The organism is Komagataeibacter saccharivorans (assembly GCF_004348195.1).
Lineage (GTDB): Bacteria > Pseudomonadota > Alphaproteobacteria > Acetobacterales > Acetobacteraceae > Komagataeibacter > Komagataeibacter saccharivorans.
The window spans coordinates 1,015,970-1,038,280 of record NZ_CP036404.1 but is presented as its reverse complement, the minus strand read 5'-3'; the positions used below and the strand labels follow the sequence as shown (position 1 = coordinate 1,038,280).

Annotated in this window: 25 protein-coding genes; 18 read left to right on the top strand and 7 right to left on the bottom strand. The window is 63.0% G+C overall.

The window, feature by feature from the left end:
• Positions 1-7 precede the first annotated feature (7 nt).
• The 5 genes from KSAC_RS04700 (at position 8) to KSAC_RS04680 (ending at position 4,624) form a co-directional block, all read left to right on the top strand.
• Positions 8-1,264 carry a pyruvate dehydrogenase complex dihydrolipoamide acetyltransferase gene (locus tag KSAC_RS04700; protein WP_132304485.1) on the top strand — a complete coding sequence of 419 codons (1,257 nt, stop codon included), beginning with the start codon at positions 8-10 and terminating at the stop codon, positions 1,262-1,264.
• A 12-nt stretch (positions 1,265-1,276) separates the two neighbouring features.
• Positions 1,277-2,683 (top strand): dihydrolipoyl dehydrogenase, encoded by a 1,407-nt coding sequence (lpdA, locus tag KSAC_RS04695; RefSeq protein WP_132304483.1) that lies wholly within the window; start codon positions 1,277-1,279, stop codon positions 2,681-2,683.
• Between the two features lie 143 nt (positions 2,684-2,826).
• Positions 2,827-3,819 carry a lipoyl synthase gene (gene lipA, locus KSAC_RS04690; RefSeq protein WP_102324172.1) on the top strand — a complete coding sequence of 331 codons (993 nt, stop codon included), beginning with the start codon at positions 2,827-2,829 and terminating at the stop codon, positions 3,817-3,819.
• Positions 3,819-4,301, top strand: a complete 483-nt coding sequence (locus KSAC_RS04685; protein ID WP_102323414.1) for a type II toxin-antitoxin system RatA family toxin — start codon at positions 3,819-3,821, stop codon at positions 4,299-4,301. Before lipA ends, KSAC_RS04685 begins: the two co-directional genes overlap by 1 nt.
• A gap of 38 nt (positions 4,302-4,339) precedes the next feature.
• A complete protein-coding gene (locus tag KSAC_RS04680) occupies positions 4,340-4,624 on the top strand; it encodes a hypothetical protein (protein ID WP_174234109.1) in 285 nt (94 codons plus the stop codon).
• Between the two features lie 86 nt (positions 4,625-4,710).
• Here the strand turns inward: KSAC_RS04680 and KSAC_RS04675 are convergent, their stop codons facing one another.
• Genes KSAC_RS04675 through KSAC_RS04660 form a run of 4 tightly spaced genes read right to left on the bottom strand, consistent with a single transcriptional unit; the run spans position 4,711 to position 8,300 of the window.
• The gene (locus KSAC_RS04675) at positions 4,711-5,214 is read right to left on the bottom strand and encodes a CinA family protein (RefSeq protein ID WP_132304481.1); all 504 of its coding nucleotides are present in this window, start codon (positions 5,212-5,214) and stop codon (positions 4,711-4,713) included.
• A gap of 34 nt (positions 5,215-5,248) precedes the next feature.
• A complete protein-coding gene (locus tag KSAC_RS04670) occupies positions 5,249-5,707 on the bottom strand; it encodes a phosphatidylglycerophosphatase A family protein (RefSeq protein WP_408884745.1) in 459 nt (152 codons plus the stop codon).
• Positions 5,708-5,712: 5 nt separating this feature from the next.
• Positions 5,713-7,698 (bottom strand): lytic transglycosylase domain-containing protein, encoded by a 1,986-nt coding sequence (locus KSAC_RS17710; RefSeq protein ID WP_132304477.1) that lies wholly within the window; start codon positions 7,696-7,698, stop codon positions 5,713-5,715.
• On the bottom strand, positions 7,695-8,300 hold the full coding sequence (locus KSAC_RS04660; protein WP_132304475.1) for a YjbE family putative metal transport protein: 606 nt from the start codon (positions 8,298-8,300) through the stop codon (positions 7,695-7,697). Before KSAC_RS04660 ends, KSAC_RS17710 begins: the two co-directional genes overlap by 4 nt.
• A gap of 233 nt (positions 8,301-8,533) precedes the next feature.
• Here KSAC_RS04660 and purB point away from each other — a divergent pair, with 233 nt between their 5' ends.
• From purB to KSAC_RS04610, 10 genes are all read left to right on the top strand, one after another.
• A complete protein-coding gene (gene purB / locus KSAC_RS04655) occupies positions 8,534-9,886 on the top strand; it encodes an adenylosuccinate lyase (RefSeq protein ID WP_132304473.1) in 1,353 nt (450 codons plus the stop codon).
• A 42-nt stretch (positions 9,887-9,928) separates the two neighbouring features.
• Positions 9,929-10,672, top strand: coding sequence for an NRDE family protein (locus KSAC_RS04650; protein ID WP_102323420.1), 744 nt, complete (start codon positions 9,929-9,931; stop codon positions 10,670-10,672).
• Positions 10,673-10,801: 129 nt separating this feature from the next.
• Positions 10,802-11,566, top strand: coding sequence for a phosphoribosylaminoimidazolesuccinocarboxamide synthase (purC, locus tag KSAC_RS04645; protein WP_102323421.1), 765 nt, complete (start codon positions 10,802-10,804; stop codon positions 11,564-11,566).
• Positions 11,563-11,805 (top strand): phosphoribosylformylglycinamidine synthase subunit PurS, encoded by a 243-nt coding sequence (purS, locus tag KSAC_RS04640; RefSeq protein WP_132304471.1) that lies wholly within the window; start codon positions 11,563-11,565, stop codon positions 11,803-11,805. The genes purC and purS overlap by 4 nt, the downstream gene beginning before the upstream one ends.
• Positions 11,802-12,185: a Rap1a/Tai family immunity protein gene (locus tag KSAC_RS04635; protein ID WP_102323423.1), complete on the top strand. Its 384-nt coding sequence runs from the start codon at positions 11,802-11,804 to the stop codon at positions 12,183-12,185. Before purS ends, KSAC_RS04635 begins: the two co-directional genes overlap by 4 nt.
• A complete protein-coding gene (purQ, locus tag KSAC_RS04630) occupies positions 12,182-12,886 on the top strand; it encodes a phosphoribosylformylglycinamidine synthase subunit PurQ (protein ID WP_132304469.1) in 705 nt (234 codons plus the stop codon). The genes KSAC_RS04635 and purQ overlap by 4 nt, the downstream gene beginning before the upstream one ends.
• Complete coding sequence (gene purL, locus KSAC_RS04625; RefSeq protein ID WP_132304467.1) at positions 12,883-15,093, top strand: phosphoribosylformylglycinamidine synthase subunit PurL; 2,211 nt, start codon at positions 12,883-12,885, stop codon at positions 15,091-15,093. The genes purQ and purL overlap by 4 nt, the downstream gene beginning before the upstream one ends.
• A 19-nt stretch (positions 15,094-15,112) precedes the next feature.
• The gene (locus tag KSAC_RS04620) at positions 15,113-15,346 is read left to right on the top strand and encodes a BolA family protein (protein ID WP_102323426.1); all 234 of its coding nucleotides are present in this window, start codon (positions 15,113-15,115) and stop codon (positions 15,344-15,346) included.
• A gap of 44 nt (positions 15,347-15,390) precedes the next feature.
• On the top strand, positions 15,391-15,726 hold the full coding sequence (gene grxD / locus KSAC_RS04615) for a Grx4 family monothiol glutaredoxin (protein ID WP_102323427.1): 336 nt from the start codon (positions 15,391-15,393) through the stop codon (positions 15,724-15,726).
• A 141-nt stretch (positions 15,727-15,867) separates the two neighbouring features.
• The gene (locus KSAC_RS04610) at positions 15,868-16,206 is read left to right on the top strand and encodes a hypothetical protein (RefSeq protein ID WP_174234110.1); all 339 of its coding nucleotides are present in this window, start codon (positions 15,868-15,870) and stop codon (positions 16,204-16,206) included.
• A 13-nt stretch (positions 16,207-16,219) separates the two neighbouring features.
• Here KSAC_RS04610 and KSAC_RS04605 read toward each other — a convergent pair whose 3' ends face one another.
• Positions 16,220-16,546 carry a YraN family protein gene (locus KSAC_RS04605; protein WP_110548051.1) on the bottom strand — a complete coding sequence of 109 codons (327 nt, stop codon included), beginning with the start codon at positions 16,544-16,546 and terminating at the stop codon, positions 16,220-16,222.
• 188 nt (positions 16,547-16,734) lie between these two features.
• Between KSAC_RS04605 and KSAC_RS04600 the strand changes: the two genes are divergently transcribed.
• The gene (locus KSAC_RS04600) at positions 16,735-18,153 is read left to right on the top strand and encodes a phospholipase D-like domain-containing protein (RefSeq protein WP_102323429.1); all 1,419 of its coding nucleotides are present in this window, start codon (positions 16,735-16,737) and stop codon (positions 18,151-18,153) included.
• Here the strand turns inward: KSAC_RS04600 and KSAC_RS04595 are convergent.
• Together KSAC_RS04595 and KSAC_RS04590 are read right to left on the bottom strand one after the other, a co-directional pair.
• Entirely contained in the window at positions 18,150-18,857 is a 708-nt protein-coding gene (locus KSAC_RS04595) for an endonuclease/exonuclease/phosphatase family protein (RefSeq protein WP_102323430.1), read from the bottom strand. The genes KSAC_RS04600 and KSAC_RS04595 overlap by 4 nt on opposite strands.
• A complete protein-coding gene (locus KSAC_RS04590; RefSeq protein WP_102323431.1) occupies positions 18,854-19,930 on the bottom strand; it encodes an AI-2E family transporter in 1,077 nt (358 codons plus the stop codon). Before KSAC_RS04590 ends, KSAC_RS04595 begins: the two co-directional genes overlap by 4 nt.
• Positions 19,931-20,048: 118 nt before the next feature.
• Here KSAC_RS04590 and KSAC_RS04585 point away from each other — a divergent pair, with 118 nt between their 5' ends.
• Both KSAC_RS04585 and metC read left to right on the top strand, forming a co-directional pair.
• The gene (locus tag KSAC_RS04585) at positions 20,049-20,897 is read left to right on the top strand and encodes a sulfurtransferase (protein WP_110548041.1); all 849 of its coding nucleotides are present in this window, start codon (positions 20,049-20,051) and stop codon (positions 20,895-20,897) included.
• A 14-nt stretch (positions 20,898-20,911) separates the two neighbouring features.
• Positions 20,912-22,174, top strand: coding sequence for a cystathionine beta-lyase (gene metC, locus KSAC_RS04580; protein ID WP_132304465.1), 1,263 nt, complete (start codon positions 20,912-20,914; stop codon positions 22,172-22,174).
• Positions 22,175-22,311: the final 137 nt, after the last annotated feature.

The following is a 22,311-nucleotide window of genomic DNA, read 5'->3' as shown; positions in this document are numbered from 1 at the left end:
ACGCACGATGTCCATCAACATCCTGATGCCCGCGCTTTCGCCCACCATGAAGGAAGGCAAGCTGGCCCGCTGGCTCAAGACGGAAGGCGACACCATCGCATCCGGTGACGTGATTGCCGAAATCGAGACGGACAAGGCCACGATGGAAGTCGAGGCCGTGGATGAAGGCGTGCTGGGCCGTATCCTGACCCCGGAAGGGACGGAAGGCATCGCGGTCAATACGCCCATCGCCATTCTGGTGGCCGAGGGTGAAAGCGTGCCGGACATCTCGGCGGCTTCTGCCACGCCCCCGGCAGCGCAGGCACCTGTGGTCGCCCCGGCCGCGGCTGCGGCTCCGGCCCCTGCGGTGGTTCCGTCTGCCGCCCCTGCCGCGTCCAGTGGAAAGCGTGTTTTCGCCTCCCCGCTGGCCCGCCGTATCGCGGCGCAGAAAGGGGTTGATCTGTCCACCCTGAAGGGAAGCGGCCCCAACGGTCGCATCGTGCGCCGTGATGTGGAGCAGGCCGGGCAGACCCCGGCCGCGACACCGAAAACCGCATCCCCTGCCGCAGTGGCGGAAGCCGCGGGCACGGGTTACGCGAAGGTGCCCCATTCTACCATGCGCAAGGTGATCGCCCGCCGTCTGACGGAAGCGAAATCCACCATTCCGCATTTCTATGTGGAAATGGATGTGCAGCTTGATGCGCTCATGGCGCTGCGCAGCCAGATGAACGCGGCATCCCCTGCGGAGGGACCGGGTGCGTACAAGATTTCCGTCAATGATATGCTCATCAAGGCAGTCGCCGTTACGCTGCGGCGGGTGCCGAAGGTCAATGTATCGTACACGGACGATGCGGTTCTGGTTTATGACGACGTGGATATTTCCGTGGCCGTCTCCATTCCCGATGGGCTGATTACCCCTATCGTGCGTAAGGCCGATACCAAGAGCCTGCGGCAGATCAGCACCGAAACGCGCGATCTTGTCGCCCGCGCGCGGGCGGGCAAGCTGAAGCCGGAGGAATTTCAGGGGGGCACCTTCTCCATCTCCAATATGGGGATGTACGGGGTCAAGGCGTTCTCGGCCATCATCAACCCGCCGCAGGCCGCCATACTGGCCATTGCCGCAGCCGAACGCAGGGCGGTGGTGAAGGGCGACCAGATTACGATCGCTACGGTCATGACGGTTACCCTGTCGGTCGATCACCGGGTGGTGGATGGCGCGCTGGCGGCAGAATGGGTTTCGGCCTTCCGCGCCGTGGTGGAAAACCCCATGAGCCTTGTGGTCTGAGGAAGCGGTCCAATGAGCACCACGCAATTTGATGTCATTGTTATTGGCGGTGGTCCCGGCGGTTATGTCGCGGCCATCCGCGCCGCCCAGCTTGGGCTGAAGGCTGCTGTGGTCGAAACCGCGCAGCTTGGCGGCATCTGTCTGAACTGGGGCTGCATTCCGACCAAGGCGCTGCTGCGCGCGTCGGAAATCAATCACCTGCTGCATAATCTGGATGAATTCGGCTTTGCCGCCGATAACGTGCGCTTTGACTTTACCAAGGTGGTCAAGCGTTCGCGCAAGGTTTCGGCGCAGCTTTCCGCCGGTGTCAGCCATCTGCTGAAGAAGAATGGCGTGACCGTCGTCAACGGCTTCGGCCGGCTTGCAGGCACGCAGGGCACATTGCGCAAGGTTTCCGTAACCAGTGATGGTGAGGAAACCATTCTGACCGCCCCGAACGTGATTCTGGCTACGGGCGCGCGGGCGCGTGTGCTGCCCGGACTGGAACCTGATGGCAGGCTTGTCTGGTCCTACCGCGAGGCCATGGTGCCCACCGAACTGCCGCGCAGCCTGCTGGTGATCGGGTCAGGGGCAATCGGGGTGGAATTCGCGTCCTTTTACCGGAACATGGGGGCGGAGGTCACGATTGTGGAAGTGGCCGACCGCATCCTGCCGGTGGAAGATGCCGAAATCAGCACCTTCGCCCGCAAGGCCCTTGAAAAGCAGGGCATGAAAATCCTGACCGGTGCGAAACTGGGCCGGATTGGCAAGGATGGGGACAGCGTGACGGTGGAGGTCACCGCCGGGGGAAAAACGCAGTCCGTTGTGGTGGAGCGCGTGATCTCGGCTGTGGGCATTGTCGGCAATGTCGAGAATATCGGGCTTGAGGGCACGGCGATCGAAGTCGACCGGACCCACATCAAGGTCGATCCCTACTGCCGCACGGGTGAAAAGGGTGTTTACGCCATCGGTGATATCGCATCCCCGCCATGGCTTGCCCACAAGGCCAGCCATGAAGGCGTGATGGTGGCCGAACAGATCGCGGGCCGTACGGTCCACCCGATCAGCCCGCTGAACATTCCCGGCTGCACCTACTGCCGTCCGCAGGTGGCGTCGGTCGGGATGACGGAAGAACGCGCAAAGGCGGCTGGTCACAAGATCCGTGTCGGGCGCTTCCCCTTCATTGGTAACGGCAAGGCCATTGCGATGGGCGAGCCGGAAGGGCTGGTGAAGACCATTTTCGATGAGGCAACTGGCGAACTGCTGGGTGCCCATATGGTCGGGCCGGAAGTGACCGAGATGATTCAGGGATACGTGATCGCCCGCACGGGTGAACTGACGGATGCCGAACTCAAGGAAACCGTTTTCCCGCATCCCACCATATCGGAAACCATGCACGAAGCCGTGCTGGCGGCGTATGACGGGGCGCTGCATATCTAACGCTGCCTGCGGCGGGGCAGGATCACGCGGTACCTGATCGTGCGGTTGTGATCCCGTCACGCGGGGAAGCGGGCAAGAACGCTTGACGCGGTGGGGCTGGCGTTACACTTGTGCTTATCTGCCTGTTTGCGGGGACCTGGTACATGTCTGTGCGTGTGATGATCGACCACCGGAAGAAGGGGGACACGCCCCTTCGCCATCCAGAAAAGGCGCACAAGCCCGACAATCCCATCGCGCGCAAGCCCGACTGGATACGGGTGCGCGCGCCCAATCACCCCACCTATCATGAAACGCGCAAGCTCATGCGTGACAACAAGCTTGTCACGGTATGCGAGGAAGCGGCATGCCCCAATATCGGGGAATGCTGGTCCCAGCGTCATGCGACCATGATGATCATGGGGGAAATCTGCACGCGGGCCTGCGCATTCTGCAATGTCACGACCGGCATGCCCAATGCGCTTGATTCGGATGAACCCGAGCGCGTGGCGGATGCGGTGGCCCGTCTGGGGCTGCGGCATGTCGTTATCACTTCCGTTGACCGCGATGATCTGGCCGATGGTGGCGCGCATCATTTCGCACGGGTGATTGGTGCCCTGCGTGCCAGCGCGCCGGATACGACGGTCGAGATCCTGACGCCTGATTTCCTGCGCAAGCCCGGCGCGCTGGAGGTTGTGGTCCGTGCGCGACCCGATGTGTTCAACCATAATCTGGAAACCGTGCCCCGGCTGTATCCCACGATCCGCCCTGGTGCGCGCTATTACCAGTCGCTGCGCCTTCTGGACGATGTGAAGCGGATGGACCCGTCCATCTTCACGAAGTCAGGACTGATGCTCGGCTTGGGCGAAGAACGGACCGAAATCACGCAGGTCATGGATGATCTGCGTATTGCGGACGTTGATTTCATCACTCTGGGGCAATATCTCCAGCCTACGGTCAAGCATGCCGCGGTGGCCCGGTTCGTTACGCCGGATGAATTCGCCGATTACGCGACGATCGCGCGCGTAAAGGGCTTTCTTCAGGTCAGTGCCTCGCCATTGACCCGGTCATCGTATCATGCGGATTCTGATTTTGCGGAACTGCGCGCCGCACGTGAACACCGCCTGCGGACAGAGCGTGGCGCGATGGAGAGTAACTGATGCCCACCCATGCCGAACGTCGGCTTATTGCCTATTCCCCCGATCAGCTTTTTGATCTGGTGGCCGACGTCGGGAAATACCCCCAGTTTCTGCCGTGGTGTACCAACGCGCGGGTTCGTACGCGCACCAGCACCGAACTGGTTGCGGACCTGACCATAGGGTTTGGTCCGTTTCGGGAGACATTTACCAGCCGCGTCCTGCTTGAAGCACCCAGCACGATACGGGTCAGCTACGAAAAAGGGCCTTTCCGCTATCTGAACAACGTATGGACGTTCACGCCCGATGCGCGTGGATGTCTGGTTGATTTCTTTGTGGATTTCGAATTCCGTTCCCGCCTGTTGCAGGCGGCGATCGGCGTTGTCTTCAATGAAGCCGTGCGTCTCATGGTTTCGGCCTTTATCCGCCGTGCGCGGGATATTTACGGCCAGCCCGCAACGCCGGCTCCGCCGCCGATCGGCACGGCAAAAGCCGGTAATGCCTGATCCCCTCAAACCGTCAGTCCGGATTGGGAAACCTCATCATGAAAAAATTCATTTCCGCCATGGCAGGCTGCATGCTGCTGGGCATGACATCGCTTGCCAGTGCTGCACCGGCAGCCCATCATCCCGCCCCCGGCAGTGATGCCGAAACGGCGGACCTGAATGCACAGAGCCTGCAGAAAGCCCGCGCCTCACTTCCCCCGCAGGCCGCGTCTGCTGCCCCGCCGGTAGCCGCCCCCGGCCATCCGGTACAGGCGGCGGGAACAGGCGAAACCGCCAGCCCCATCCGCGTGCCGGAAACAGGTAGCACGGTTTCCGGATACTGATTGTCCCATCCGTGGCAGGGAGGCGGCTCTTCCTGCCAGTATTGCGGCAGCGCGCCTAAAGCTTTCCTGCAATGCAGTGCTGCCGTTTATTCCGCATTCAGCCGATCCGCATGGTCAAGCAGTAGCGAAAGGGCGATGCGGACGGCCTGCGCGCGGATTTCGGTGCGGGTGCCTGCAAATACATGGGAAACCGTGTCAACCTGTCCCCCGCACGCCGTACCAAACCAGACCAGTCCCACCGGTTTGTCCGGCACGGCGCCACCCGGTCCGGCAATGCCGGTGATGGACACAGCCATATTGGCATCGGGCGCATGCGCAAGGGCGCCCTGTGCCATGGCTGCGGCGACCTCCCGGCTTACGGCGCCGTGGCGTTCCAGCAGGTTGAGGGATACGCCCAGCGTATGGTGTTTCATGCTGTTGGAATAGGTGACGAAACCGCCCGCCACCACATCGGACGATCCGGCGGCATGGGTCAGCGATGCGGCCAGCAGTCCGCCCGTGCAGCTTTCCGCCGTGACAATGCGGCGGCCCGCAGTGCGTAGCCGCATCAGGGCATCGGGCATGCGGGCAAGAAATGTATCAGGTAACATCCGTCACATTCTCCTTTGCTGTGGCGGTAACGCGTCAGGCCAGATAACGGATGCCTGTCAGGATGATGGCGGCCATGATCCCGGCCACAACATCATCCCCCATGATGCCGAGCGCATCATGCCGCCGGTCGAACCAGCCTACGGGACCGGGCTTGGTGATATCGAACAGGCGGAACAGGGCGAAGGCCAGCAGCAGCCACAGCACATCCACCCAGCGCAGGGCGGAAACGGGCAGGGGCGCTAGCGGGAACATCGCCAGCCACATGCCCGCGACCTCATCAATCACGATCCAGCCGTGATCTTCCCCGTTGGATACCAGTGCCGTGGCCCGGTAGCCGATCAGGGTGCAGGCAATGATGGCCAGCGCCATCCATGTCCATTGTCCCAGCAGGGGGACACCCACAACCATGGCCGCGAATGATCCCACCGTGCCCGGCGCACGGTGGGCAAAGCCGCAGCCCCCGAAGCTGGCAATCAGGCGGGCAGGGGACACCGCCATCAGTCCTGCGCCAGTGCGGGGTCGGTTGCCTGATAAATGGCCATGTTCTCCTCCACCCTTTCAACGTAATTGCGTGTTTCCCCGAAAGGAATGCTTTCGATCCAGTCCAGCAGGGCATCAGGCACAGGCGTATCGCGCGCCGGGTTGCCCAGTGTCAGCAGCCAGTTATCCGTGCGGTGCGGCCCGGCATTATAGGCCGCCGCAACGTAAGGAACGGCTCCCCCCACGCGCTGGGCTATATCCACCAGATAGGCGGCACCCAGCCGCATGTTCAGTTGCGGATCGGTCAGGGTGGCTGCACTGACCGGCACATCCGTCATGCCGACCTTGCGCGCAACGTCGCGCGCCGTGGACACCAGAAGCTGCATGAGACCTACTGCATGGGCCGGGCTGACCACCGCAGGGTCAAACCCGCTTTCCTGCCGCGCCACGGCCAGTTCCACATCCGCAGGCAGGATGCTTGTGGGCGGGGTGTAGGGGCGGGGCCAGCCTTCGCGTATCAGCGTCAGCCCGTCGCGTCCGGCCAGACGGGCGATCATGACCGCGGCATCCGGCACGTTCAGCCGTGTCGCCATGCGTGCGGCCAGCACATGTGTCATCGCATCCGTGCCCTGCGCATCAAGGGCTAGGATGAAATCACGCGCATGATGCCCGTCACCCCATGCCGCCAGAATTTCCGCCGCGCGCGCCAGTTCCGTCGTATCGAACCGCACGGCATCGGCTACCGTGGGGCTGGGTTCCTTTTCGCGCAGCAGGTGCGCGCGGATCTGGCGGCCCGCCTGATCGGGAACCAGCAACTGGTTCATCCGGTTGCCCGCCAGCCATTCAATCGCCATCTGCCCGTAGAAGGTATTGGCCAGTTCCGCCGCGTGCGTCCATTGGGTCCGCGCGGGTTCATGTCGGCCACAGGCCCATAACGCGCGTCCCAGCCAGAACTGCCCCCGGCTGCGGGTAATGACGGGAACCGCCTGCGCCAGCGGGGTGAAGTCAGCCTGTGCGTGTTCGGCGTCATGCAGGTATTCGAGCCTGATCCAGCCGGTCAGGAACAGGGCGTCAAAATGGTTGGCCGCGCCGATATCCGCCGTGTCGTTGGCGATGAGCAGGGCGTCCTGTGGCCTGCGGGCCTGAAGCAGGTCGCGGGCCAGCCCGTCACGTTCGCGCCAGAATGCGGCTGCGGCGCCGCCGGTTGCATGCTGTTCCGTCTCGATGCCCCGTGCGCGCCACAGGGCCAGCGCATCATCCAGCCGCTGTGCATGGTGGAGCCAGCGCAGGCGGTCCAGCAATAATGCCGCATCAGCCTGCTGTTCAGGCGGTAGCAGGGCCAGTGTCGTTTCCGCCTGCGGATCATTGCGGCGGAAGGCGATGCGCGCGCGGGCAATGGGTTGCTGCGCCGGGGTCAGCAGGGGTACCTGCCGGGTCGCGGCTTCGACCTGTCCCGCGCGTTCCTGCCGGTCGAAGCGCTGCCAGTGGTCCTCCGGCGTGAAAGCACTGCCGAAGGCCGCCAGCATCGCCTGCGCGTCGGTCGGGCTGTCGGCGCGGTGTATCCATGTATCACGCGCCCAGTCATCCAGCTTCGCCGGGCGGGGGGATGCACTGTTGCAGCGCAGCAGCGCATGCACATCCTTCAGCGGCAGGACGCCGCACAGCCGCCCCGCCGTGACGTCATCCGGTTCGGCTGCAAGGGTCTGCTGAAACCGCGCCAGCAGGGTGGGGCGCTGTGGCCAGGCGGCATTTTCGCGCAGGAAGGTCGCGTATTCATCGGAACTTCCCCCCACCGGGGAAAGCAGGCGCAGGTACACCACCAGCTTCGCGGCAATCGGGTCATCATCTGCATTGCCGGTCGCGGCCTGCGCAGGGGTGGGCCAGTTTTCTGCCTTCACCGCAGGCGACGGGGATGATGCGGCAGGGGAAGGCAGCGCCAGCAGGCCGGACAGCGCCAGCCCCGTCGCAATGCCCAGACGATGGCTGGCGCGTGTACTCGTCATGCGGCGCCCCCGATATGGGTCCAGACCTCGCCACCGCCCTTGATGATGAGTTCGATCGCCACAACCAGCACAACCAGCAGCCCGATCCACGAAATCCAGCGATACCGTTCCAGCAGGCGCGCGATCAGGGATGCCGCAACTGCCATCAGCACGACCGATATGACCAGCCCCGTGACCAGCACGCCCATATGCTCGCCCGCGGCCCCTGCTACCGCCAGAACGTTATCAAGGCTCATGGACAGGTCGGCCACCATGATGCGGATGATGGCATTGCGCAGCGATCCGGGGGCGGGGGCTGAATCGTTCTCCACGGCATCACCGCGCATTTCCCGATACATGCGCCAGCACACCCACAGCAGCAGCAGGCCGCCCGCCAGCGTCAGCCCGATAATGGCCAGCAGCCTGACGGCGACCAGCGCCAGCCCGATCCGTATGACTGCAGCACCCAGTATCCCGCACAGGATGGCGATTCGCCGCGAACGGTGCGGCAGGTTACGCACCGCCAGCCCCACCACGATCGCGTTATCGCCCGCGAGTGTCACGTCAATCAGGATAACCTGGGCCAGCGCATAAAGCGAAGACGGCGAAAAAATAGCGGACATGGAGCAGATACGATCCTGTAGGGGCATGCCCGTGGGCAGCGCGCGGTGCGTTATAACCGCTTTATGCCGTTGTGTGCGCCCATGATGCAATCACACCTGTCATGACAGATGATGTCGCCCCCTGATCGCCTTCATGATGGATCGGACGTGAATTAAGGGAGACGCACGCAACAGAATTGGGTAGGAAAGCGGCCTGATCCCGATTGTGTCGCTACGTGAGGAAGCCTGAGAACATGGTACCGCGCTATACCCGCCCCGTCATGGCCGCCATCTGGTCCCCTGAGAACCGCTACCGCATCTGGTTCGAAATCGAGGCCCTGGCCTGCGAGGCGATGGCGGAATATGGCGCGATTCCCGCCGAATCCGCCCGGACCATCCGCACGAAGGGCGATGCCGCCATGGCCGCCTTTTCGCAGGCCGATCTGGACCGTATTGACGAGATCGAGGCCGAAACCCGTCACGATGTCATCGCGTTCCTGACATGGCTTGCTGAAAAGATCGGACCGGACAGCCGTTTCGTGCATCTGGGCATGACATCGTCCGACGTACTCGACACCTGCCTGTCGGTGCAGATGGTGCAGGCGACCGACCTGCTTCTGGAAGATGTCGATGCCGTGCTGGCGGCGCTGAAGCGGCGTGCGTTTGAACACAAGCATACCCTGACCATCGGCCGCAGCCACGCCATCCATGCCGAACCGACATCGTTCGGTCTGAAGCTTGCGGGCCATTATGCTGAATTCGCCCGCAACCGCGAACGGCTGGTCCGCGCGCGTGCCGAAATCGCGGTCTGCGCCATTTCGGGCGCGGTGGGCACATATGCCCATATCGACCCGCGCGTTGAGGAATATGTGGCGGAAAAACTCGGGCTGAAGCCCGAGGATGTGTCCACGCAGGTCATCCCGCGCGACCGGCATGCCGCCTATTTCTGCGCACTGGCCGTGATCGCCAGCGGGATCGAGCGTCTGGCGACCGAAGTGCGTCACCTTCAGCGTTCCGAAGTGCGCGAAGCGGAAGAATTCTTCCACAAGGGGCAGAAGGGCTCGTCGGCCATGCCGCACAAGCGCAACCCCGTGCTGTCGGAAAACCTGACGGGGCTGGCACGCCTTGTGCGTTCGCACGTCATTCCTGCGCTGGAGAACGTGGCGCTGTGGCATGAACGCGACATCAGCCATTCCTCCGTCGAGCGTAACATCTGCCCCGATGGCACGATCGGCCTTGATTTCGCCCTCATGCGCCTTGCGGGCATGATGGAAAAGCTGGTGATCTATCCCGAGCAGATGCAGGCCAATATCGACAGCCTTGGCGGGGTGGTGCATTCGGGCGAAGTGCTGCTGGCGCTTGCGCGTGCGGGAATCCTGCGCGAGGATGCCTACCGTATCGTCCAGCGTAACGCGATGGCGACATGGACCCGGCTGGGCCACAAGGATGGCCGGACCTTCCGTGAGAACCTTGCCGCGGACCCGGAAGTGGCCGGACGCGTCGCGCCGGAGGTTCTGGACGCCGCCATGGACAGCGCATCCCACCTGCGCATGATCGACCACACCTATACCCGCGTCTTTGGCGAGACAGGCCCCGCGCGGACCTGATCCCGCCTGCGGATAGGGAACAACAGCACAGGATACCGAGGCGTGTGCACAGTCGTCATCTCCCACGATCCACAGCAGGAATGGCCGCTACTGCTGGCGGCCAATCGTGATGAACGTCTCGACCGGCCATGGCTGCCGCCCGCACGGCACTGGGCCGACCAGCCCGATGTCATCGGCGGGCAGGACGAGGTCGCCGGTGGGTCCTGGCTGACCCTTAATGATGCAGGTGTGGTCGCGGGGATCATGAACCGCGTGGGCAGTCTTGGCCCCGCGCCGGGCAAGAACTCGCGCGGGGCGCTTCCCCTCATGGCGGGGCGCTTTTCCACCGCGCGGGAAGCCGTGGCCCATATCGGCCAGATCGACGCCGGGGCATGGCGATCGTTCAACATGATCGTGGCGGACCGGACGGACGCCTTTTTCATCCGGGGGCCGGGCTACGGCCAGCCGCAGGTGGAAGGGCTTGAACCGGGCGTGCATATGGTCGCCACGACCGATCCCGATGACATGGCCATGCCGCGCATCCACCGCCACCTGCCGCGTTTCCGCGCCGCCGCGCGCCCGGTGCCGCCGGAATGGACGCAGTGGACCACCCTGCTGGCCGACCGTTCGCTACCGGCAGGCAGCGAGATCAACATTCCCCCGCGTTCGGGTTTTGGCACATGCAGTTCATCGGCCATTGGTGTGGCGGTGGACAGCCGCAGGTCATGGTTTTTTGCCGCGGGCGCACCTGACCGGGTGGGCTACAGCCCGGTCGATCTTGACGCATCGGGCGCGCAGGCAAGGTAAATGGTATCTTCCCGACCGGATCGCTGCTATGGCATGCGCATCATTCGGGATCATGCCGACAGCAGATCCTACAGATCAGGGGAGGGGCCGCTCCCGGCCCGTCCCCGCAGCGTTATGTGAAGGACGAGTATGGGCCGCCGCCGTCAGCTTTACGAAGGAAAAGCCAAAATCCTTTTCGAGGGGCCCGAACCCGGGACCCTCGTGCAGTATTTCAAGGATGACGCCAGCGCCGGCAACGGCGCGAAAAAGGGCATCATCACCGGCAAGGGTGTGCTGAACAACCGTATCAGCGAACACCTGATGCTGCGGCTGCATGATATCGGGATTCCCACCCACTTCATCCGCCGCCTGAACATGCGCGAGCAACTGATCCGTGAAGTCGAGATCATCCCGCTGGAAGTCGTGGTGCGCAACGTGGCCGCAGGCAGCCTGACACAGCGGCTGGGCATTCAGGAAGGCACGCGCCTGCCGCGTCCGATCATCGAATACTATTACAAGAACGACGCCCTGAACGACCCGATGGTGAGTGAGGAACACATCACCGCCTTCGGCTGGGCCTGCCCGCATGACATGGAAGACATCGTGGCGCTGAGCATGCGCGTGAACGACTTCCTGTGCGGCCTGTTCATGGGCATCGGCATCATCCTTGTCGATTTCAAGCTGGAATTCGGCCGCCTGTTCGAGGGCGACAACATGCGTATCGTTCTGGCTGACGAAATCTCGCCCGATAACTGCCGCCTGTGGGATGCCAAGACCAGCGAAAAGCTGGACAAGGACCGTTTCCGCAAGGACATGGGCAAGGTTGAAGAAGCATATCAGGAAGTTGCGATGCGCCTGGGTATCCTGCCCGAGGCCACGAATTCCGACATGAAGGGACCGGAGGTAATGCAATGAAGGTACGCGTGACCGTCATGCTGAAGGAAGGCGTGCTCGACCCGCAGGGCAAGGCCGTGGAACATGCGCTGCATGTGCTGGATTTCGGCAATGTGGGGGAAGTCCGTATCGGCCGCGTGATCGAGCTGGAAGTGGATGAGACCGATCGTGAACGCGCCCGCGCGCAGGCCGACGCCATGGCGCGCGGGCTGCTGGCCAACCTTGTGATCGAGGACTTCGTGACGGAGGTCATTGGATGAAAACCGCCCGCCTTCTTGCCCTGGCCTGCGCCATGGCAGCGAGCATGCCGGTGGCGCAGGCGTACGCCCAGCGGGTGTCGCGGCTGGATGGCACGCAGCTTGGATCGCTGTGCACCAAGGCCGCGAGCGCTGGTGTATGTGATGCCTACATTTCCGGCATCGCGGATTCCGCGGCCCTGGCGCACCTGTTCGAGCGGAATGCCGAAAAGGACACCAAGGATGTCGCGGCCTTCTGCATCGCGCCCGCAACACCGATCGCGGACATGCGCGGCAAGGTCGTAAGCTGGATGAAGGACCATCGCGACGGGCTGAGCCGCCCGGCGGGCGAGGTCGTGTTCACCGCACTGCACGAATCCTATCCCTGCGGCGGCAGCAAATGAAGGCGGCGATTGTAGTTTTCCCCGGCACCAACCGCGAACGCGACATGGCGATCGCGCTGCGTGGTGTGACCGGGCAGGCCCCCGTTATGGTGTGGCACCGTGATACCGCGCTGCCCGCCGGGGTGGACCTTGTGGTCCTGCCCGGTGGCTTCAGCTATGGCGACTACCTGCGCTGTGGCGCGATGGCGGCCCACGCCCCGATCATGACGGCCATCCGCGAATACGCGAACAGGGGCGGGCATATCCTTGGCGTGTGCAACGGTTTCCAGATCCTGACGGAAGCGCAGCTTCTGCCCGGTGCGCTGCTGCGTAACGCGGCGCTGCGTTTTCTGTCGCAGGACTGCTTCCTGCGCGTCGAGCGTGACAATACGCCGTTTACCCGCCATTGGGCCAAAGGCGACGTGTTCCGTACCCCCATGGCGCATGGCGATGGCAATTACATTGCCGAGGCCGAAACCATTCGCGCGCTGGAAGACAGCGGTCGCGTGGCCTTCCGCTACGTGGCGGAAAACGGACGGATGGACGCGGGGGATCCGCAGCTCAATCCCAATGGCTCGATGAACGCCATTGCGGGTGTGTTCAGCGAAAACCTGCGTATCTGCGGCATGATGCCCCATCCGGAGGATCTGGTTGATCCGCTGATGGGCGGCGAGGATGGTAAACCCCTGTTTACGGGGCTTGTGGAGGCACTGGTCGGATGAGCGCAAAGGCACAACGGCCCGTTGACGAGGCGCTGGCCCGCGAATTCGGCCTGACGGCGGAAGAATACGGCAACGTCCTGTCGATCATGGGCCGCACGCCCACGTTTACGGAACTGGGCATTTTCTCGGTCATGTGGTCCGAGCACTGTTCGTACAAATCGTCGCGTGCGTTCCTCAAAACCCTGCCGACAAAGGCCCCGTGGGTCATCCACGGCCCCGGTGAAAATGCGGGCGTGGTCGATATCGGGCAGGGACTGGCCGCCATCTTCAAGATGGAAAGCCATAACCACCCCTCCTTCATCGAACCCTATCAGGGGGCGGCGACCGGCGTGGGCGGCATCCTGCGTGACGTGTTCACCATGGGCGCGCGGCCTGTCGCCAACCTGAACGCCCTGCGTTTTGGCGATCCCAATAACCCGCAGACCCGCCGCATCGTTGATGGCGTGGTGCGTGGCGTGGGTGGTTATGGCAACTGCGTCGGCGTGCCGACCGTGGGCGGGGAAATCAATTTCCACCCGGCCTATGACGGCAATCCGCTGGTTAACGCCATGACGGTCGGTGTTGCACGGCAGGACCGCATCTTCCTGTCGGCGGCGGCGGGAATCGGCAATCCTGTCATCTATGTCGGTTCGAAAACCGGGCGTGACGGGATTCATGGTGCGACCATGTCCTCGTCGGAATTTGATGAAGACGCGCTGGCCAAGCGTCCCACCGTGCAGGTGGGGGACCCCTTTGTCGAAAAGCTGCTGATCGAAGCCTGCCTTGAACTGATGGCGACCGATGCGATCGTGGCCATTCAGGACATGGGTGCTGCGGGCCTGACCTCATCCTCCGTCGAAATGGCGGGCAAGGGTGGTGTCGGCATCGACCTTGACCTTGATAACGTGCCCCAGCGCGAGCGCGGGATGACGGCATATGAAATGATGCTGTCCGAAAGTCAGGAACGCATGCTGATCGTGCTGCGTCCCGACCGCACGGAACAGGCGCGCGCCATTTTCGATAAATGGGAACTGGATTTCGCGGTCATCGGCCATCTGACCGATACCGGCAACATCGTGATCCGGCACAAGGGCGAGATCGAGGCGGAGATTCCGCTGGCGCCGCTGGCCGATCAGGCCCCGGTCTATCACCGTCCGACGGCACCGGCGCAGAAGCCTCAGCCGATGGAGCCGATCATCGACCCGGTAGGTATCGAACAGGCGCTGATCCGGCTGATCGGCTGTCCGGATCTGGCGTCGCGTGCCTGGGTGTACAACCAGTATGACAGCACGGTTGGCGGCCAGACGGTGCGCAGGCCGGGTGCCGCCGATGCCGCCATCGTCAAGGTGGAAGATACCGATCTGGGTCTTGCGCTGACCACGGACTGCACCCCGCGTTACTGCCGCGCCGACGCACGCCTTGGTGGTGCGCAGGCCGTGGCGGAGGCATGGCGCAACATTACCGCGACGGGTGCGCGCCCGCTGGCGGTAACGGACAACCTGAACTTCGGCTCACCTGAAAAGCCGGAAGTGATGGGCCAGTTTGTCGATGCCATCGCCGGTATGGGTGATGCGTGCCGCGCGCTGGATTTCCCGGTCGTCAGTGGCAATGTCTCGCTTTATAACGAGACGCGTGCGCCGGACGGCACGTCCCAGTCCATTCTGCCGACCCCGGCCATTGGTGGCCTTGGCGTGCTGGAGGACGTGCGCACGGCGGTCGGTCTGGAAATGCCCGATGGCTGCGACATCATGATGCTGGGCGAGACGAAGGGCCAGCTTGGCCAGTCGATCTGGCTGCGTGAGATACTGGGCAGCCAGGATGGCGAACCGCCCACGCTTGACCTTGCAGCGGAACGGCGCAATGGCGATTTCGTGCGCGGCCTGATCCAGAACGGCACTGTTATCGCCTGTCATGACGTGGCTGATGGCGGTATTCTGGTTGCCGTGGCGGAAATGGTCATGGCCGGGCAGGCGGGTTGCGTGCTGGAAAGCCCGCAATCGGGCATGCGGCCTGAAGCGTTCTGGTTTGGTGAGGACCAGTCTCGTTACATCGTGGCGGTGCGCGACGGGCAGGCACTGGCCGATCTGGCGGCTGCAGCGGATGTTCCATGCCGCAGGCTGGGCCGTTCAGGGGGCGAGGGTTTGACATTGCCCAATGGTTCCACAATATCCAAGGCACGTCTGGTTGCGGTTCATACCGAATTCTTTCCGCGACTGATGGACCGATAGGGCAGGAGTTTAAAGCCAGATGGCAATGACGGCGCAGGAAATCGAGACCTATATCCGTGAAGCCCTGCCGGATGCGAAGATTACGATTGACGATCTGGCGGGCGATGGGGACCATTATGCCTGCCGCGTTGTCAGTGCCGCGTTCCGCGGCCTGACGCGCGTGCGGCAGCATCAGCTTGTCTATGATGCATTGCAGGGGCACATGGGCGGCAAGCTTCATGCGCTGGCATTGCAGACACAGACCCCGGACTGAGCCTGAACGGATCATTATCCATTCCCAAACCAGGAAACCAAATCATGGCCGAAACAATCGCACAGCGCATTCAGGCGCAGATCGACGCGAATCCCGTCATGCTCTACATGAAGGGTGACGCCACCTTCCCGCAGTGCGGTTTTTCCGCGCGCGTGGTGCAGGTGCTCAAGCACATGGGTGTGCCCTTCAAGACCGCGAACGTTCTGGAAGATCCGGAACTGCGTCAGGGCATCAAGGAATTCTCCAACTGGCCGACCGTGCCGCAGCTTTACATCAAGGGCGAGTTCATTGGTGGGTGCGACATCGTGACCGAGATGTACCAGACCGGCGAGCTTGAAAAGCTGCTGACCGAGAAGGGCATCGCGACCGCGACTGCCTGATATCGGGGCAGCACGGCACGATACCGGACGGGCGGGACAGAAATGTTCCGCCCGTTTTGTATTTTGGTCATAACATCGCTTGCGTAGACGGCATTCTTTCGCCTAGCTTCCTCTTGGTTTGAAAATCTGGAGATGGGCCGAATGCGATACGGCGACTTGCGTTTTGCTACTATGCTGCTGCTTGGCGCAGGTCTGATCGGAAGCATCACTACCCCGGCCCACGCACGGACCCACGCCGTGACGGAAAGCGAGGCCGACCGCCTTACACTCGGCGCGCTGATCGCGCCGCCGCCGCCGGTACGTCATGTGGTCTATCACACCACTACCCGCTCGGGTGGACATGCGCCGGTCGTGCTGGCAGCACACCATGGCTCTGCCGCCACAACGCGACATACGATGGTGCATAGCATCGTCTACCATCCGCATGCGGCAGCATCTTCCCGTCATACCCACACGGCACCGGCCCGGCATCGTACCTGATCCGGGCAGTTCATCAGAACTGCCGGAAGGCGTCCGGTATCCATTCAATGACATTGCCCGGCAGTACCGCACACACATCGAAGCGGACGCTGTCATAAACCCAGTGCGGATTGGCCGCGCACAGGAACTGCGCCGCATTCATGATGCGCGTGACCTGTGACGGGCGGATGGCTTCCCCTGCGGCCAGCAGGGATGGGCGGGCCTTGACTTCGATAAACACAAGACATCCCCCACGCAGCGCCACAAGATCGATTTCACCCCAGCGGGTGCGCGCGCGATGCAGCAGGATTTCCCATCCCTCCATGCGCAGGGCTGCTATTGCGGCCTGTTCCGCCGCCATGCCATCGGCAAAGGCCCGTCTGCCCCGCCGTTGACGGGGTGTGGGAAGGCCGCCATCGCCATTGCGGCTCACGCCATCCATTCCGTGCGGTGGCGCGGGTGGGGAATATCCGGCAGATAAGGTATGGAAAGCCGGATAGCAGGTTTCAGGGCCGGGTATCGATGCGCGGCCATGGCAGGATATGTGACATGATCTTTCATTCCCTCACCATATGGGATTTTTCCCTGCTTGTGGTTCGCGTGTGCATTATCGCCGTGGTGATGGTCCATGTCCTGCTGACCAAGCGCGATGTCGGGGCTTCGATCGGGTGGATTGGCGTAACGGTGCTCATGCCGCTGACCGGTGGCGCACTGTATTCCATGTTCGGCATCAACCGCGTGCATCGTCGCGCCCGCCGTCTGGTGGGGCAGCACCCATGGCACAGCCGCACCACGTCATCGCAATGGCGCAGGGAGGAGGAGGGCGTATTCGCGCCTCTGGCCTCCATGGTGGGCAAACTGACTGGCCGTCCGCTGCTCAGCGGCAATGCGGTTATCCCGATGCATGATGGCGATACGGTCTATCCCCGCATGCTTGCCACCATCAATGGCGCGCAACGCAGCGTGCTGCTGTGTTCCTACATCTTTCGTGCCGACCGGATCGGTCGGCAGTTCTGTGATGCGCTGATTGCAGCCCACAGGCGCGGCGTGCAGGTGCGGGTGCTGGTGGATGGGGTGGGATCTGGTTACTTCCATTGCGGCGTGGAACGCATATTGCGGCGTGCCGGGGTGCCGGTCGGGCGGTTCATGCATTCCATGCTGCCGTGGCGCATGCCGTTCATCAACATGCGCGACCACAAGAAAATACTGGTGGTGGATGGTAGCACGGGTTTCATGGGCGGGTTGAACATAGGGGAGGAAAACATCGCCTCCTCCCATCCCCGGCATCTGGTGTCGGATACGCATTTTGAACTGGCGGGGCCGGTGGTTCACCAGTTGAGCGAAGCCTTCGCGCGGGACTGGTCCTTTACGCGCGGCGAAGAACTGCGGGCCGATATCTTCTTCCCGCCCCAGGCCAGCCACGGACCGACATTAAGCCGCATCGTTACCGCGGGGCCGGATCTGGATCTGGAAAAAATCGAATATACGATGTTGCAAGCCATTGCGCTGGCACGGCACAACGTCCGGCTCATGACACCCTATTTCCTGCCTGATGACCGGTTCCTGACCGAACTGGCGCTGGCGTCCCTGCGTGGGATCGAGGTGGATATTGTGGTGCCGTGGCACAGCAATCATACGCTGCTGGACTGGGCGCGTTCAGCCAACCTGCCGCGTTTTCTGGATTCGGGATGCCGCATATGGCTGGCGCGGCCGCCCTTCAATCATTCCAAGCTTATGGTGGTTGACCGGCACTGGTCGTTCGTGGGCAGTTCCAACCTTGATGTGCGCAGCCTGCGCCTCAATTTCGAGATCAACCTCGAATCCTATGATGATGCGCTGGCCGGTTCGATTGATGATTTCATCAGCATCCACCGGCATGTGCGCCTGACACATCATGATCTGGACCGGCGTTCCTTCCCGCGTAAGCTGCGGGATGCGGCGGCCCGGCTTTTCCTGCCGTATCTCTAGCGCCGGTCGCCCGACGGGCGCAGCATGACCGATATGGGCCGGTGATCGGAGGCATAGTTTTCGATCACATGCCGCTCGGTGCAGGTCAGGCCGCGTACAAGGCAGCGGTCCAGCCTGATGGGCAGCATATCGGCCATGCGGTGCGTGGGCGCGCGTGGTCCGACATCCTGAAAATGACGGATCAGGGCCGGGCCTACCTGATTGAAATCCCCCAGTATGGCGGCCTGATGCGGCAGAAGCTGTACCACGCGGCGCAACTGCCGCCGGTTCAGAAGCTGCCCGTGGGACAGGTGGACATTGGCCACCACCAGCGAACGACATTCCACCACCTGCGCTACACGGCGGAACACGGTGCCAGCGGGCAGGGTGCAGGCCAGCGGCTGGCGTGCGAAGGGCCATGGACTCCAGCACGCCAGACCATGGATGCGTCCGGGCAGCGGCGCGCGGGCGTAGTGGCCGCCAATCAGCGTGGGCAGCGCATCGATTTCCACCGTAGCTTCCTGCATCAGCAGCAGGTCGGGCCGTTCGGCGCGGATCAGGTCGATCACGTCGCGCGCGGTGGCCCCGATGCGGCGCAGCAGGTTCCAGCTTACGATCTTGAGCGCACCGTCCTCACGTCTGGGCGGGGTCAGTTCAGGTCGTGGCACCGCACCGTGTAGCGGCGGGGTGGACGAAAGGCGGAGATAGGGACGGGCTAGGATCATGGTTCGGTAAACGGCTCGCGTATTTCGTCTGGGATGGGGTCTTTCAACCGGGGATCACCCGCCGCGAATTCGGCAGTCAGGGTATAGCCCACGCCGATCAGGACGGGGCCAAGAAAAATGCCAAGCCCGCCGAATGTCAGCACCCCGCCCAGCACACCCAGCACGGTCAGCAGATAGGGCATCTGCGCCCCGCGCGCGATGAACATGGGACGGATGACATGGTCCGCGCCGGAAACGATGATCGTGCCATACAGCAGCAGGAAGATGCCCCAGCCCGGATGATGGCTGAGCAGCAGGAACACGGCCGCGGGAATCCAGATCAGTGGCGCGCCAATGGGCAGCACCGCGATGAAGGCGGTGATCGCACCCAGCAGGACCGGGCTGGAAATCCCGGCGATGGCGAAGCCGATTCCGGTCAGGATTCCCTGTATGATGGCCGTGCCAAGGATACCGTAGACCGTGCCGCGGATGGTTCGCCCCACGATTCCCAGTATCCGGTCGGCATAGCTGCCCGCAATGCGGCGCACCACGGCGACGAAGGTATTGCCCAGCGCATCCCCGCCCAGCCAGAAGAAGAAGGAGATGAACAGCGCCATGGCCAGATGGGCCAGCCCGCTTGCCATCTGCATCATGGCCCGCAGCGCGGACTGCCCGATCCGCCCGGCATAGGGGCGGACCACTTCGTCTATGCTGCCGACGTCAACCGACCATTTCTGCCATTTCTGTGCAATTTCAGGGCCGAAATGCGGAATATGCGTAACCCGCGCGGGCAGCGGCGGCAGGTGCAGCGCGCCCACCGCATCGACCAGATACTGCAGGGTGGCCGGTACATCGGCAATGCTGCTCGACACCACGATAACCAGTGGCACCACCAGAACCAGCGCGCATAGCAGCGTCATGACCAGTGCCGCAGGCAGCAGGGACATGTCGCGCCGCAGCCGCATGAAGACCGGCCATGTGGCAAAGGTCAGGATCGCCGCCCACAGAAGGGCGGTCATAAACGGATACAGGATCAGGACGCAGCCAAATGCGATCCCGCCCAGCATCAAGCCCATCATGATACGTTCGACCATATGGCTGACGTACCCCCTCGCGTGTGGAAACAAAAGACAAATGTTCAGGACTTTCGTTCATGCGCGCTATGCTGCACCCTGTTGGCGAAATGACAATTCCTAAGGACCGGGAGAAGGTATGCATCCGCTGATCTCAGCCACCGATCTGGCGCAGGCCATGCAACACGACAATGTCCTTGTGCTCGATGCCAGCATGGCGCTGCCGGGGCAGGCGTTCGACCCGCAGCAGCGTTTTGCCAACGGTCATATCGCCGGGGCGGTGCGTTTTGATATCGACCAGTTTTCCGACCCGGATTCCCCCCTGCCGCATACCATTCCGGGGCAGGCCCGCTTTGCGGCGCTGGCGACCGAACGCGGCATGGCCAATGACAGGCGCATCGTCTTCTACGATCAGGACGGCATGGCGTGCGCCGCACGCGCATGGTGGCTGACCACCCTGTTCGGGCATGACAGGGTGCAGGTTCTCGAAGGGGGACTGCCCGCATGGAAAAGTGCTGGCCTGCCGCTGGAAACCGGGCCGGATCTGACTGCTCCCGCCCGTTTTGTCAGCCGCCCGCGCTACGGCCGCCTGCGGGGGACGGGCGATGTGCTGGATATAGTGGAAGGGCGGGTGTCGGGACTGATCCTGGATGCACGCAGCCGCAACCGCTTTGAAGGGCGCGACCCGGAACCCCGGGCGGGGATACAGTCGGGTCATATGCCCGGTGCGCGCAGCCTGCCCTATCCCGAACTGCTGGATGACAAGGGCCGTTTCCTGCCTGCTGACACACTCAGGGATATTTTCGCGCGGCTTGGAGTTGAAAGCAGCACGTCCGTCACCTGCTCGTGCGGCAGTGGCATGACGGCGTGCATGATTGCGCTCGCGCTGGCCAATGTGGGCATGGATGCGCAAAAAGTTGCCGTTTATGACGGGTCATGGGCCGAATGGGCATCCACCCCGGATTCCCCCATTGTCGTGGGCGCATAGGACGGATGCCTGAAATGACCGATCACGCCGTTACGGTGCCTGCCGCCCTGCTTGAAAGCGTGGTGCGCGGCTGGCGCGACCTGTCCACGCGCCTTGTCCAGCTTGGGCGCGACAGGCCGGAAGGGGACGGGGGCGTTTTCGTCAATCCCCCGATCACCCGTGGGTCCACAGTGCTGTTCGCAAGCCTTGAGGCGATGGATGCAGCCGGACACCGACGCTATGATGATGAGCAACTGATTTACGGCGCGATGGGTACCCCGGTACAGCACCGGCTGGAACAGGTCATCGCTGCAATAGAGGGCGGGGCGCATGCGCAGATCGTACCCTCTGGCCTGGCCGCCTGCGCGCTGCCGCTGCTGGCCTGTCTGGCGGCGGGGGATCACTGCCTGCTGTCCGATACCGTCTATGGTCCCACCCGCCGTTTTGCCGAAAAGGTGCTGCGTCGCTTCGGGGTGGAGATTACCTATTTTCCCCCGCTGGCGTCCGAATCCGAACTGCTGGCCCTTGCCCGGCCCACGACCCGCGTCATTTATGCCGAAAGCCCCGGCAGCCATTCGTTCGAGGTGCAGGACCTGCGGATGCTGGGTCGCGTTGCCCGCCAGCTTGATGCCCGCCTGATCGTGGATAATACATGGGGCATTGGCCTGATCGACCCGTTCGCCCTTGGGGCGCATATATCGGTGCAGGCCCTGACCAAATATCCCGCTGGTCATTCGGACACCATCATCGGCGCGGTTACCGTGGCGTCTGATGCGGACTGGCGGCTGCTGCGCGATACCGCCATCCAGTCGGGCCAGACGGCGGGACCGGATGACTGCTGGCTGACCCTGCGCGGGCTGCGCACCATGGGCGTGCGGCAGGAACGGCAGGCGGCTACTGCCATTGCCGTAGCGCTGTGGCTGCAATCCCGACCGGAGGTGGCGCGCGTTCTCCACCCGGCGCTGCCGTCATGTCCGGGGCATGAGAACTGGAAACGGGATTTCACCGGCGCGTCGTCGCTGTTTGGTGTGGTGTTCGACCCCGCCTTTACCGGGGCGGACCTTATGGCGATGATCGACAGCCTTACGCTGTTTGGCATCGGTGCCTCATGGGGCGGGTATGAAAGCCTTGTGCTGCCGACCACGGGTGGCATTTCGCGCACGTGCCAGTCGGTCACGCAGGACGGGCCCGCATGCCGTTTCCATATCGGTCTGGAAGCAGGCGAACTGCTGATCGTCGATCTGGCGCGTGGGCTGGATGGCATGTCCGCTACCCGCCGGGCGCGGGCAGGGGCCTGACGTAGATCAAGGTGACGCGCAGGCAGGAATGGGACACTTGGCGGGCAGGAAACGAGCCGCCGCTGTGGCTGTCATGGCTGTTCCGGCGACGTGGATTAGTAATGTGGCCCTGTATCCGGGGCATGATATCGGAACTG